Consider the following 13239-nt stretch of genomic DNA (forward strand, 5'->3'; position numbering starts at 1 on the left):
TCGGCATGTCGCGGGGCGGGCGGATGAAGGTGCGTGACGAGTCGGAGCGGAGTTGTATCGTCACCCGCGAGGCGCAGCCGAAGCGGGGGCTGATCCGCTTCGTCGTGGGTCCGGACCAGGTTCTGGTGCCCGACGTTCTGGAAAAGTTGCCGGGACGGGGTATATGGGTATCGGCGGAGCGCGAGGTCTTGCGTACGGCCATGGCCAAGCGGCAATTCGCGCGCGCCGCGCGGGCCCCGGTTGAAGTGCCGGACGACCTTCTGGAGCAGGTCGAGGGCGTTCTGGTCCGCCGGCTGGTCGACGGCATATCGATGGCGCGAAAGGCGGGGCTGGCAATCGCCGGCTTCGAGAAGGTCAAGGACTGGCTTGCCAAGGGCGAGGCGCGTGTCCTCCTGCAGGCAAGCGATGGTTCAGTGCGAGGCAAGTCCAAGCTCTGGACGCCCACGGGCGGTCGGTTTTTCGGCTGCCTGACGGCACAGGAATTGGGTTTGGCTTTCGGACGTGAACATGTGATACATGCGGCGCTCGCGGCGGGTGGACTCACGACACGGATCGTTGAGGATGCCGCGCGGCTTTCGGGCGTTCGCGAAGATGGCGGTGGCAAGTCCACTGGAAAGGACGAATAGACCATAATGAGCGATACAGACGGCAAGAAGACACTCGGCTTGCGTGGCGGTCCGCGGTCCGGCTCGGTCAAGCAGAGCTTCAGCCATGGCCGGACGAAGAACGTCGTCGTCGAGACCAAGCGCAAGCGGGTCGTGGTACCTAAGCCCGGGGCTGAGAAGGCCGGCGCTACTGGCGGCTCCACCCCACGGGTGTCGAGCGATCCGGCGAAGCGGCCAGCGGGAATCAGCGAGGCCGAACTTGAGCGGCGCATGAAGGCGCTGGCCGCGGCGAAGGCGCGCGAGGCCGACGAGGCCGAGCAGCGCCGTGCCGAGGAGCAAGCCCGCGCCGAGGAGCGCGAACGGCGTCGCGCCGAGGCGGAAGCGAAGGAACGCGAAGAGCGCGAGCGTGAGGAGCGCGCGCGCCAGAAGGCCGAGGAGGAAGAGCGCCAGAAGGCCGAGGCCGAGGCGCGTGCCCAGCAGGCCGAGGCTGCAGCGGCCGAGCCCGCCGCAAGCGAGCCGCGCGCCGCGCCCAAGGCGCCGGTCAACCCGCGCAAGGTCGATCGTGAGCGCGACGACCGTCGCGACGTCAAGGGCGGCAAACTCGGCGGCGGCGACCGGCGCACCGGCAAGCTCACGCTGAACCAGGCGCTCTCGGGTGAGGGCGGGCGGCAGCGTTCGCTCGCCGCGATGAAGCGCAAGCAGGAGCGTCAGCGTCAGAAGGCGATGGGTGGGCGCCAGCAGCGCGAGAAGGTCATGCGCGACGTCCAGCTGCCCGAAGCGATCACCGTACAGGAACTGGCCAACCGCATGGCAGAGCGCGTGGCCGACGTGGTCAAGGCGCTGATGCAGAACGGCATCATGGCGACCCAGAACCAGACCATCGACGCCGATACCGCCCAACTCATCATCGAGGACTTCGGCCACAAGGTCGTGCGCGTCAGCGCCTCCGATGTGGAGCAGGTGATCGACACCGTCGGCGACAAGCCCGAGGACCTCCGCCCGCGGCCACCGGTCGTGACCGTGATGGGGCACGTCGACCACGGCAAGACCTCACTTCTGGACGCGATCCGCAAAGCCAAGGTGGTGGCGGGCGAAGCTGGCGGCATCACGCAGCACATCGGCGCCTATCAGGTCACGACCGACGACGGCGCGACGCTGACGTTTCTTGATACGCCCGGCCATGCCGCCTTTACCTCAATGCGGGCGCGGGGCGCGCAGGTCACCGATATCGTGATCCTCGTCGTCGCCGCGGATGACGCGGTGATGCCGCAGACGGTCGAGGCGATCAACCACGCCAAGGCAGCGGGCGTGCCGATGATCGTGGCGATCAACAAGATTGACAGGCCGGCGGCGAATCCGACGAAAGTCCGGACCGACCTGCTGCAGCACGAGGTGGTAGTGGAGAAGATGTCGGGCGACGTGCTCGATGTAGAGGTCTCCGCGATCAATGGCACCGGGCTCGACTCGCTTCTCGAGGCGATCGCGCTGCAGGCCGAGGTACTGGAGCTGCAGGCCAACCCGAACCGGGCGGCGCAGGGCGCGGTGATCGAGGCGCAGCTCGACGTGGGTCGCGGCCCCGTCGCAACCGTGCTCGTCCAGAACGGCACGCTGAAGCGCGGCGACATCTTCGTCGTGGGCGAGCAGTGGGGCAAGGTCCGTGCTCTCGTCAACGACAAGGGCGAGCGCGTCAACGAAGCCGGTCCTTCGGTGCCGGTCGAGGTGCTCGGCCTCAATGGTACGCCTGAGGCGGGCGACGTCCTGAACGTGGTCGAGACCGAGGCGCAGGCACGCGAGATCGCGGAGTACCGCGCAAATGCCGCGAAGGACAAACGCGCTGCCGCCGGCGCCGCGACGACGCTTGAGCAACTGATGGCGAACGCCAAGGCGAGCGAGAACGTCACAGAGATGCCGATCCTCGTGAAGGCCGACGTGCAGGGCTCGGCCGAGGCGATTGTTCAGGCGATGGAGAAGATCGGCAACGAGGAGGTTCGCGTCCGCGTTCTTCACTACGGCGTCGGCGCCATCACCGAGACTGATGTGGGGCTCGCCGAGGCATCGGGCGCGCCGATAATCGGCTTCAACGTCCGCGCCAATGCTTCCGCGCGCAACACCGCCAACCAGAAGAGCGTCGAGATCCGGTACTATTCGGTGATCTACGACCTGGTGGATGACGTGAAGGCAGCGGCGTCCGGCCTGCTCAGCGCCGAGGTTCGCGAGAACTTCATCGGCTATGCCGAGATCAAGGAAGTCTTCAGGGTCTCCAACGTCGGCAAAGTAGCGGGTTGCCTCGTCACCGAGGGCGTGGCGCGCCGGTCGGCCGGCGTGCGCCTCCTGCGCGACAACGTCGTGATCCACGAGGGCACGCTGAAGACGCTGAAGCGCTTCAAGGACGAGGTGTCCGAGGTGCAGTCCGGCCAGGAATGCGGCATGGCCTTTGAAAACTACGAGGACATCCGCGCGGGCGACGTCATCGAGATCTTCGAGCGCGAAGAGGTCGAGCGGACGCTCTGACGGGAAAAGTGAAAGGGACGGCGCCAGCCGTCCCTTTCAACTCGTGTCCATGTGCCTGTGCCGGGGGTCAGGCAGTTCCGCCGACGGGCACGCCCTTGAAGACGTGAGCCCCAACCTTCACGGCGACCTTCCCATCCGCAAGATTGCGAACGAAGATCCCCTGAACCGAAACACAGCTCCCGATGATGATCGTGCGCAGCATTCTTGCTCTCCATGGGTCGTCCACCTTCAGTATGAAGGCGGAGTTTTCACAAATCACTAACAAATTAGTCGCAAAGCCGACACTGTTGCCGAGATATCAGGCAATCAGTCATCTTGCTGAACCTGTACTTCGTCAGAGCCAGTCGCGCAGGATCGGGATCAGCGGCAGATCTGCGGGCGGCATCGCATATCCGCTCATGTCAGTAGGTCGCACCCATCGCAAGGTCTGCCCCTCACGCCCGTGCGGCTGACCCTGCCAGCGGCGGCACGCGAAGAGCGGCATGAGAAGGTGGAAATGCTCGTACTCGTGCGAGGCGAAAGCCAGCGGCGCCAGGCAGCTCTGCCAGGTTTCGACCCCGAGCTCCTCCCGCAATTCGCGCATCAGTGCGGCTTCCGGCGTCTCGCCGCGCTCGACCTTGCCGCCAGGAAATTCCCACAGGCCGGCCAGTGGCTTGTCCTCAGGCCGCTGGCTCAAGAGCACGCGGCCGTCCGCGTCAATCAGCGCGACGGCCGACACGAGAAGAAGATTCATGAACGGTAGTCGGCGTTGATCTCGATGTAGCGCTGCGTCAGGTCGCAGGTCCACATTGTGGCGGCACCGCCGCCGAGTCCCAGGTCCACACCGATCACCAGCTCGCTGCGCTTCATGTAGACGGCGCCAATCTCCTCGCGGTAGCTGGGGGAGATCCAGCCGTTCTCGGCCACCACCGAATCGCCGAAGCGGATCGACAGCCGGTCACGATCGGCTTCCGCGCCGGACTTGCCCACCGCCATGACGATCCGTCCCCAGTTCGGATCCTCACCGGCGATGGCCGTCTTGACGAGGGGCGAGTTGGCGATGGCAGATGCCACCTTGCGCGCGTCTGCGTCACTGCGCGCTCCGGTCACGGCGACCTCAACGAACTTCGTCGCGCCCTCGCCGTCGCGCACGATCTGATGCGCAAGATCGCGCATGACGTTGTGCAGCGCCTGGGCGAAGGCTCGGCCGGCCTCGGAGCCCTGTTCGGAGATCATCGGCGCGCCGCTCTGTCCCGTGGCCGCGCACAGCACGGTGTCGGACGTCGAGGTGTCACCGTCGACGGAGATCGCGTTGAAGGTCGTGTCGTTGGCGGCCGACAGGATCGCCTGCAACGTCGACCGCTCTACCGCTGCATCGGTGAAGACGTAGGCGAGCATGGTGGCCATGTCCGGCGCAATCATGCCGGAGCCCTTGGCAATGCCGGCAATCCTGACGGTGGTGCCGTTGATCGCAACCTCCGCCGCGGCGCCCTTGGGAAAGGTGTCAGTGGTCATGATCGCGCGGGCGGCTTCGCCCAGCGACGCTTCGTCCAACGCCTCCGCGAGCTCGTCCATGACGGCCTCGATCCGCTCTGCGGGCAGCGGCTCGCCGATGACGCCCGTCGAGCAGGTGAAGACTCTCTCCGCCGCCGTGCCGAGACGGCGCGCCGCGGCTTCGGCGACACGCGATACGGCCGCCACGCCTGTGGCGCCGGTAAAGGCGTTGGCGTTGCCCGAGTTCACCACGATCGCCGCGCCGTCCGCAGCCGTGCTCCCGATCTTCGCCTCACAATCGAGAACCGGCGCGGCGCGGGTAGCCGAGCGCGTGAAGACGCCGGCGACGGTCGTGCCGGCGGCGAGCGCGCAAAGCATGACGTCGGTGCGCCCCTTGTAGCGGACCCCCGCCTGCGCCACGGCAAACCGGGCCCCCGCGATGACCGGCAGGTCCGGAAAAGTCCCAGGTGCCAGCGGCGAAACCGCCGCCGACGCCTTTACCTTCGCGTCGGCCATGTCCGCGTCAGTCGAGAAGCGTCGTGTCGTTCAGCACGCTCGGATCGATACCCGAGACGTCCTGCCGCTCGACCTCGGCGCCTGAAATCGCCTGGTCCACCGTCTGCTGCACCGCGTCCATCTGGATCTGCTGCGCCAGCGTCGAACTCGCCTCTTCCAGCGATGGCGGCGTCTGCTCGCGCTGCTCGTTAAGCTTCACGAGGTGCCAGCCGAATTGCGTCTGCACCGGCTCCGAGACCTCGCCGGCCTCGAGGTCCGCAACCGCTTCCTCGAATTCGGGCACCATCATGCCGGGACCGAACCAGCCAAGCTCGCCACCACTGGGGCCCGAGGGACCAGTGGAATGCTCCTGCGCGAGTTGTGCGAAGTCCGCGCCCTCCTCCAGCTGCGTCTTCAGCTGCCGGGCCTCCTCCTCGGTCTCCACGAGGATGTGCGAGGCGTTGTACTCCGGGGTGGGCTCGGCGTCGGCATAGGTGGCGTCGTAGGCCTGCTGCAGCGCCTCGTCAGTGATCGACGCCTGCACGGCCGAGGCCAGCACCTCGTTCGCCATCAGTGCGCGCCGCTCGTTCTCGACGACGAGCTCGACCCGCTGCGACGCGCTCTCCGCCTGCTGCGACAGCGCCTCCTGCTGGATCAGCTGGTCGAGCACACCCTGGAACAGCTGATCTTGAGGAATCTGGTTGTACTGCTCGGGCAGGCGGCTGCGCATGGCAATCATATGGCCGAGGGTGATGTCGGTGCCGCCCACCGTGGCCACAACCGTCGACGGGTCGGCGCTTGCACCAGCCTCGGGAGCGGGAGACGTCGCTCCGGCCGCGTCCTGGGCGGCCGCGGGAAGGCCGAACGTCAGGCAAAGGGCCGAGGTCAGTGCGAGTCGTGTCAGTCGGGTCATCAGCTTCCTCCGGGTCGCGCGGGGCGCGACGTTGACAGTGTCAGGTGGCCCCCTTAAATCGCGATAGTTCGCGAGGGGGCGCGTTTCCGGCGTTTCTATGGTGCCGGCCCGGACGGGGCAAGCGGCGTCGCCCTCACCATCCCGTCAGGCGGAGACGAAATGCTGGGTATCGGCTCGATTGCGAAAAAGGTCTTTGGCACGCCCAACGACCGAAAGATCAAGGCGACCCGCCCCCTCATCGACCAGATCAACGCGCTGGAGCCAGAGTTCCGCGAGCTGAGCGATGACGCCATAAAAGAGCGCACCAAGGTTCTGAAGGCCCGTGCCGTCGGCGGCGAGAGCCTCGACGACCTGCTGCCCGAGGCATTCGCGAACTGCCGCGAGGCGGCGCGCCGGGCGCTGGGCCTGCGCGCCTTCGACGTGCAGCTCATGGGCGGGATCTTCCTGCACCAGGGCAACATCGCCGAGATGAAGACGGGCGAGGGCAAGACGCTGGTCGCGACCTTCCCGGCCTATCTCAACGCGCTGACCGGCAAGGGCGTGCATATCGTCACGGTCAACGACTACCTCGCCAAGCGTGACGCCGAATGGATGGGCAAGGTCTACGCCGCGCTGGGTCTGGCGACCGGAGTCGTTTATCCTCAGCAGCCCGATGGTGAGAAGAAGGCGGCCTACGCCGCCGACATCACCTACGCCACGAACAACGAACTCGGCTTCGACTATCTGCGTGACAACATGAAGGCGGACCTCGCCGACATGAACCAGCGCCGGCACAACTACGCCATCGTCGACGAGGTGGACTCGATCCTGATCGACGAGGCGCGGACGCCTCTCATCATCTCGGGGCCGTCGCAGGACCGCTCCGAGCTCTACCAGACGATCGACAAGGTGATCCCGCGCCTGACTGAGGAGCATTTTAAGCTCGACGAGAAGACGCGGAACGTGACTTACACCGACGAGGGAAACGAGTACCTCGAGCAGATCCTCCACGAGGAGAAGATCCTGCCGGAGGAGCAGACGCTCTACGACCCGGAATCGACGACGCTGGTGCACCACGTCAACCAGGGCCTGCGTGCGCACAAGCTCTTCCAGAAAGACAAGGACTACATTGTCCGAGACGGCGAGGTCGTGCTGATCGACGAGTTCACCGGCCGGATGATGCCGGGCCGGCGCCTGTCCGACGGCCTGCACCAGGCGATCGAGGCCAAGGAGGGCGTGTCGATCCACCCCGAGAACGTGACGCTGGCGAGCGTCACTTTCCAGAACTACTTCCGCCTCTACGACAAGCTGTCGGGCATGACCGGCACCGCGGCGACCGAGGCAGAGGAGTTCGCCGAGATCTACGGCCTCGGCGTGGTCGAGGTGCCGACAAACATGCCGATCGCCCGTGAGGACGAGCACGATCAGGTCTTCCGCACCGCCCGCGAGAAATTCGACGCCATCGTCGAGAGCATCAAGGAGGCGCACGGCAAGGGCCAGCCGGTCCTCGTCGGCACCACCTCGATCGAGAAGTCCGAGTTCCTGTCGAACATGCTCAAGCAGGCAGAAATCCCGCACAACGTCCTGAATGCACGGCACCACGAGCAGGAGGCTAGCATTGTGGCCGAGGCCGGCGTGCCCGGCGCGGTGACGATCGCCACCAACATGGCCGGCCGAGGCACCGACATTCAGCTCGGCGGCAATGTCGAGATGAAGGTGCTTGAGGCGCTTGCCGCCGATCCCGAGGTACACCCGGACGAGATCCGCGCCCGGATCGAGGCGGAACACGCGGCCGACAAGCAGAAGGTCATCGACGCCGGAGGCCTCTTCGTGCTCGCAACCGAGCGGCACGAGAGTCGGCGAATCGACAACCAGCTCCGCGGCCGCTCGGGCCGTCAGGGTGACCCGGGCCGCTCGTCCTTCTTCCTCAGCCTGGAGGACGACCTGATGCGGATCTTCGGGTCGGAGCGGCTCGACAAGGTGCTCTCGACCCTCGGCATGAAGGAGGGCGAGGCGATCATCCACCCTTGGGTGAACAAGTCGCTCGAGAAGGCTCAGGCCAAGGTCGAGGCGCGCAACTTCGACATCCGCAAGCAGCTCCTGAAGTTCGACGATGTCATGAACGAGCAGCGCAAGGTCATCTTCGGCCAGCGCAACGAGATCATGGAGGCGCAGGACCTTTCGGAGATCGTCACAGACATGCGCCACCAGATGATCGACGACCTGGTCGAGACGCACATGCCGCCCAAGAGCTATGCCGACCAGTGGGAGGTCGAGCAGCTCTCGGCCCAGGTGCGGACGTCGCTGGGTCTCGACGTGCCGCTGCGTGAGTGGGCGGACGAGGAGGGCGTCGACGATTCGGACATCCGCGAGCGGCTCTACAAGGCGTCGGACGAGTTCATGGCCTCCAAGGCGGCGCAATTTGGCCCGGAGAACATGCGCCGGATCGAGAAGCAGCTGCTGCTTCAGACGATCGACGCCAAGTGGCGCGAACACCTGCTGACGCTGGAGCACCTGCGCTCGGTGGTAGGCTTCCGCGGCTACGCGCAGCGCGACCCGCTGAACGAGTACAAGACCGAGGGTTTCCAGCTCTTCGAATCGATGCTCGACAGCCTGCGCGCCGAGGTGACGCAGAAGCTGGCGCAGATCCGGCCTCTTACCGAGGAAGAGCAGGCACAGATGCTGCGCCAGATCGAGGCGCAGCGACAGGCGATGCAGAAAGCAGCCGAGCCGCAGGCGGTGGACGCCGCCGGCGGCGCCGAGGAAGGCTTCGACGAGAGCGACCCGAAGACCTGGGGCAATCCCGGCCGGAACGATCCCTGCCCTTGCGGCTCAACGAAGAAATTCAAGCACTGCCACGGCCGCCTGACCTGAGCTTCATTTGCCGCGGCCGAGCGCCTTGAGCGCGATGCGGGCGGACTTGACCTCGGCTGCGTGGATCAGGCTTCGGGGCAGCTCGCCGCCTTCGGAACGATCGGGCGTCGCCAGGCTCTCGACCCGCTGCGACTGCAACATCTGATCCTCGTGGCCGTACGTCTCGTCCTTTGCAATCGCAAGCGCGAGGCCGCCAGCTCCTTCGATGCAGCCGAACGCCTGCAGGTCCGAGGCGCTGTCGCCGACATCTATCATCTGGTTGAACGGAGCGTGCCGCTCACTCCTCGACACATCAACCCATCCACCGCCAAGCCGCGAGGGTCCGGTCGAAGTCGAAGACCAACATCATGCGGGGGACGTAGAGACGGGTGGCAGTCATTGGCGCTCCGCGTCTCGCGATGAGACTAGGACGCGGCACCAGCCGTGCCAGTTTTCAGATCAGGCCGGCGCTGCGAAACGACAGCTCCCGCGATTTTCCCACGATCAGATGGTCGTGCAGGACGATGCCAAGGGCATCGGCCGCATCGCGCACCCGGTGGGTCATCGCGACGTCAGCCTCCGACGGCGTCGGGTCGCCCGATGGGTGGTTGTGCACGAGAATCAACGCCGACGCATTCAGCTCCAGCGCCCGTTTGACGACCTCGCGCGGATAGACGGGTACGTGATCGACCGTGCCCCGCGCCTGCTCCTCGTCGGCGATGAGCACATTCTTGCGGTCGAGGAACAGCACGCGAAACTGCTCCGTCTCCCGGTGCGCCATGGCCGTGTGGCAGTAGTCGACGAGCGCGCTCCACGACGACATGACGGGGCGTCCGATCACCCGGCTGCGCGCCATTCGGTGCGCAGCCGCCTCCACCACCTTCAGCTCCAGCGCCACCGCGTCGCCCGCGCCCGGCACCGCACGGAGCCGGTCGAGCGGCGCGGCGATGACCCGATTGAAATCGCCGAAGGTCTCGATCAGCCGCCGCGCAAGCGGCTTCACGTCCTGCCGCGGGATGGCCCGGAACAGCACCAGCTCCAGAAGCTCGTAATCGGGCATTGCCGCGGCGCCGCCGCTCAGAAATCGCTCGCGAAGACGCTTTCGGTGGTCGCGCATGTAGGATGGCAATCGTGCCGCCCCCTCGCCCGCCACCTCCTCGTTCTCGCCGAAGAGGCCGTGAGCCCGCTCCGTCACGTCCGCGTCACCCCTTCATACCGTCCCAGAAGCTCTTCACCTTCGAGAAGAAGCTTGAGGATTCAGGATTGTTGTCCTCGCTCAGCCTGTCGAACTCGCGCAGGAGCTCCTTCTGACGCGACGTCAGGTTGACCGGCGTCTCGACCGCCAACTCAATGTACATGTCGCCCTGAGCGCCACCACGCAGCTGTGGCATGCCCTTGCCGCGCAGGCGCATCTGCCGCCCGGTCTGGCTCCCTGCCGGGACCTTCACTCGGCTGCGCCCGCCGTCGATCGTCGGCACCTCGACGTCGCCACCCAGCGCGGCATCCGTCATCGATACCGGCACCCGGCAATGCAGGTTCACGCCGTCGCGCCGGAAGAGCGGATGCTCCGTCACCTCGACAAAGATGTAGAGATCGCCCGCAGGCCCCCCGCGCAGCCCTGCCTCGCCCTCGCCGGCCAGCCTGATGCGGGTGCCGGTCTCAACGCCCGCCGGCACGTTGACCGACAATGAGCGCTCGCGCTGCACCCGCCCCTGACCGCCGCATGCACGGCACGGGTTCTTGACGATCTGGCCCAGCCCGCCGCAGGTCGGGCAGGTCCGCTCGACGGTGAAGAACCCCTGCTGCGCCCGCACCTTGCCCATGCCCGAGCAGGTCGGGCACGTTTGCGGCTCGGCACCGCCCTCGGCGCCGGATCCGTGGCACGTGTCGCAGGGTACGGATGTCGGAATGCTGATGGTCTTGCGGACGCCGCCATAGGCCTCTTCCAGCGTCACCCGCATGTTGTAGCGCAGGTCGGCACCGCGCGTGGCGCGTTGCCCGCCCCGGCCGCGACCGCCCATCATGTCGCCGAAGAGATCATCGAACACGTCCGAGAACGCGCTCGCGAAATCGCCGCCCTGATAGGCGCCGCCGCGGGCGCCGGCCCCCATTCCCCCCATGCCGCCGTCGAAGGCGGCGTGGCCGAAGCGGTCGTAGGCGGCCTTCTTCTCGGGGTCCTTCAGGACCTCGTAGGCCTCGTTCGCTTCCTTGAACTGGGTCTCGGCGTCCGGCGCATCCTTGTTGCGGTCGGGATGGAGCTCCTTGGCCTTCTTGCGATAGGCCTTCTTGATCTCCTCCTCCGATGCGCCTTTGGCGACCCCGAGGACGTCATAGAAATCGCGTTTCGCCATAGGCTTGCATGTCTCCGGCAATGGCAAGGGCCGACCCGTCGCGGGGCCGGCCCTGCCAACGTCAGGTCACCCCTTACGAGGCGCGCTTGTTGTCGTCGAGGTCTTCGAAGTCCGCGTCCACGATGTCGTCGTCCACGCTCCGCGGATCTTCGTCGCCGTCGGCAGGCTCCTCGCCAGATTTCTCCTGCTCGGCCTTGTAGATGGCCTCGCCCAGCTTCATTGCCGACTCGGTGACGTTCTGTATGCCCGCGCGGATCTTGCCGGCGTCATCCGACTCCATCTGCTCCTCGAGATTCGAGATCGCGAGCTCAATCGCCTCGACCGTGGTCGGGTCAACCTTGTCAGAGTGCTCCTCGACCGACTTGCGGGTCGAGTGGATCAGGCTCTCGGCCTGGTTGCGGGCCTCGACCAGATCGCGGCGTTTCTTGTCCGCCTCGGCGTTGGTCTCGGCGTCCTTGACCATCTGCTCGATCTCGTCGTCGGAAAGGCCACCGGAAGCCTGAATGGTGATCTTCTGCTCCTTGCCGGTGCCCTTGTCCTTGGCGCTGACCGACACGATGCCGTTGGCGTCGATGTCGAACGTCACCTCGATCTGAGGCATACCGCGCGGTGCCGGCGGAATCTGCTCCAGATTGAACTGGCCGAGCAGCTTGTTGTCGGCCGCCATTTCGCGCTCGCCCTGGAAGACCCGAATCGTCACCGCGTTCTGGTTGTCCTCGGCGGTCGAGAAGATCTGGCTCTTCTTCGTGGGGATCGTGGTGTTGCGGTCGATCAGCCGGGTGAACACGCCGCCCAACGTCTCGATCCCGAGCGACAGGGGCGTCACGTCGAGCAGCACGACATCCTTGACGTCACCCTGCAGTACGCCCGCCTGAATCGCCGCGCCAAGCGCAACGACCTCGTCGGGGTTGACGCCCTTGTGCGGCTCCTTGCCGAAGAACTTGGTCACTTCCTCGACGACCTTGGGCATCCGCGTCATGCCGCCCACCAGAACGACCTCATCGATGTCCGATGCCGCGACGCCAGCGTCCTTCATCGCCGCCTTGCACGGCTGGATCGACTTCTTGATGAGGTCGCCGACAAGGCTCTCCAGCTTCGCGCGGGTCAGCTTCATGACCATGTGCAGCGGCGTCCCGGTGTCCTTGTCCATCGAGATGAACGGCTGGTTGATCTCGGTCTGGCTGGACGAGCTGAGTTCGATCTTGGCCTTCTCGGCGGCTTCCTTCAGCCGCTGCAGCGCCATCTTGTCCTTCGTCAGGTCGACGCCGTGCTCTTTCTTGAACTCCTCGGCGAGGTAGTTGACGATCCGCATGTCGAAGTCTTCGCCGCCGAGGAACGTGTCCCCGTTGGTGGACTTCACTTCGAAGAGGCCGTCGTCGATCTCCAGGATCGTGATGTCGAACGTGCCGCCGCCGAGGTCGTAGACCGCGATCGTCCGCGATTCCTTCTTGTCGAGTCCGTAGGCGAGTGCCGCCGCCGTCGGCTCGTTGATGATCCGCAGCACCTCGAGCCCGGCGATCTTGCCGGCATCCTTGGTCGCCTGGCGCTGAGCGTCGTTGAAGTAGGCCGGGACGGTGATGACCGCCTGATCGACCCGCTCGCCGAGGTAGCTTTCGGCCGTCTCCTTCATTTTCTGCAGGATGAAGGCGGAGATCTGGCTGGGGGAATAGGTCTCGCCGCGCGCCTCGACCCAGGCATCGCCCTGGCCGCCGTCGACGATCTTGTAGGGGACGATCTGCTTGTCCTTCTCGACAGCATTGTCCCCCATCCGACGACCGATAAGGCGCTTGACGGCATAGATCGTGTTCTCGGGGTTCGTCACCGCCTGGCGTTTGGCCGGCTGGCCGACGAGCCGCTCGTTCTCGGTGAAGGCGACGATCGAGGGCGTCGTGCGCGCCCCTTCCGCGTTCTCGATCACGCGGGGCTGCGAACCGTCCATGATGGCGACGCAGCTGTTGGTGGTTCCAAGGTCGATACCGATGACTTTGGCCATTGCTCTTGTCCTCTCTTCGGCGATGTGTTGGCTGCGGACCCGCGGTGCGGCATCCGCCTCCGATCC

General features: G+C 65.9%; 11 protein-coding genes. 3 read left to right on the forward strand and 8 right to left on the reverse strand.

Annotated features, from left to right (window positions below; genetic code table 11):
* Window positions 1-5: 5 nt before the first annotated feature.
* The gene (locus tag JM664_RS04500) at window positions 6-626 is read left to right on the forward strand and encodes an RNA-binding protein (protein WP_227418710.1); all 621 of its coding nucleotides are present in this window, start codon (window positions 6-8) and stop codon (window positions 624-626) included.
* Window positions 627-632: 6 nt separating this feature from the next.
* Window positions 633-3116: a translation initiation factor IF-2 gene (gene infB / locus JM664_RS04505; protein ID WP_227418711.1), complete on the forward strand. Its 2484-nt coding sequence runs from the start codon at window positions 633-635 to the stop codon at window positions 3114-3116.
* A gap of 67 nt (window positions 3117-3183) precedes the next feature.
* Here the strand turns inward: infB and JM664_RS18645 are convergent, their stop codons facing one another.
* From JM664_RS18645 to JM664_RS04520, 4 genes are all read right to left on the reverse strand, one after another.
* Window positions 3184-3318: a hypothetical protein gene (locus tag JM664_RS18645; protein ID WP_264465506.1), complete on the reverse strand. Its 135-nt coding sequence runs from the start codon at window positions 3316-3318 to the stop codon at window positions 3184-3186.
* Between the two features lie 132 nt (window positions 3319-3450).
* Entirely contained in the window at window positions 3451-3849 is a 399-nt protein-coding gene (gene mutT / locus JM664_RS04510) for an 8-oxo-dGTP diphosphatase MutT (protein WP_227418712.1), read from the reverse strand.
* Entirely contained in the window at window positions 3846-5105 is a 1260-nt protein-coding gene (gene argJ, locus JM664_RS04515; RefSeq protein ID WP_227418713.1) for a bifunctional glutamate N-acetyltransferase/amino-acid acetyltransferase ArgJ, read from the reverse strand. The genes mutT and argJ overlap by 4 nt, the downstream gene beginning before the upstream one ends.
* A 7-nt stretch (window positions 5106-5112) precedes the next feature.
* Window positions 5113-5997 carry a peptidylprolyl isomerase gene (locus JM664_RS04520; RefSeq protein ID WP_227418714.1) on the reverse strand — a complete coding sequence of 295 codons (885 nt, stop codon included), beginning with the start codon at window positions 5995-5997 and terminating at the stop codon, window positions 5113-5115.
* Window positions 5998-6156: 159 nt separating this feature from the next.
* Between JM664_RS04520 and secA the strand changes: the two genes are divergently transcribed.
* On the forward strand, window positions 6157-8850 hold the full coding sequence (gene secA / locus JM664_RS04525; protein ID WP_227418715.1) for a preprotein translocase subunit SecA: 2694 nt from the start codon (window positions 6157-6159) through the stop codon (window positions 8848-8850).
* Window positions 8851-8853: 3 nt separating this feature from the next.
* Here secA and JM664_RS04530 read toward each other — a convergent pair whose 3' ends face one another.
* The 4 genes from JM664_RS04530 to dnaK form a co-directional block, all read right to left on the reverse strand.
* Entirely contained in the window at window positions 8854-9105 is a 252-nt protein-coding gene (locus JM664_RS04530; RefSeq protein WP_227418716.1) for a hypothetical protein, read from the reverse strand.
* 178 nt (window positions 9106-9283) lie between these two features.
* Window positions 9284-10024 carry a RadC family protein gene (gene radC, locus JM664_RS04535; RefSeq protein ID WP_406675767.1) on the reverse strand — a complete coding sequence of 247 codons (741 nt, stop codon included), beginning with the start codon at window positions 10022-10024 and terminating at the stop codon, window positions 9284-9286.
* Window positions 10025-10031: 7 nt separating this feature from the next.
* Window positions 10032-11180 (reverse strand): molecular chaperone DnaJ, encoded by a 1149-nt coding sequence (gene dnaJ / locus JM664_RS04540; RefSeq protein ID WP_227418717.1) that lies wholly within the window; start codon window positions 11178-11180, stop codon window positions 10032-10034.
* Between the two features lie 73 nt (window positions 11181-11253).
* Entirely contained in the window at window positions 11254-13173 is a 1920-nt protein-coding gene (dnaK, locus tag JM664_RS04545; RefSeq protein ID WP_227418718.1) for a molecular chaperone DnaK, read from the reverse strand.
* Window positions 13174-13239 lie beyond the last annotated feature (66 nt).

This window comes from Roseitranquillus sediminis (assembly GCF_016918935.1).
Lineage (GTDB): Bacteria > Pseudomonadota > Alphaproteobacteria > Rhodobacterales > Rhodobacteraceae > Roseitranquillus > Roseitranquillus sediminis.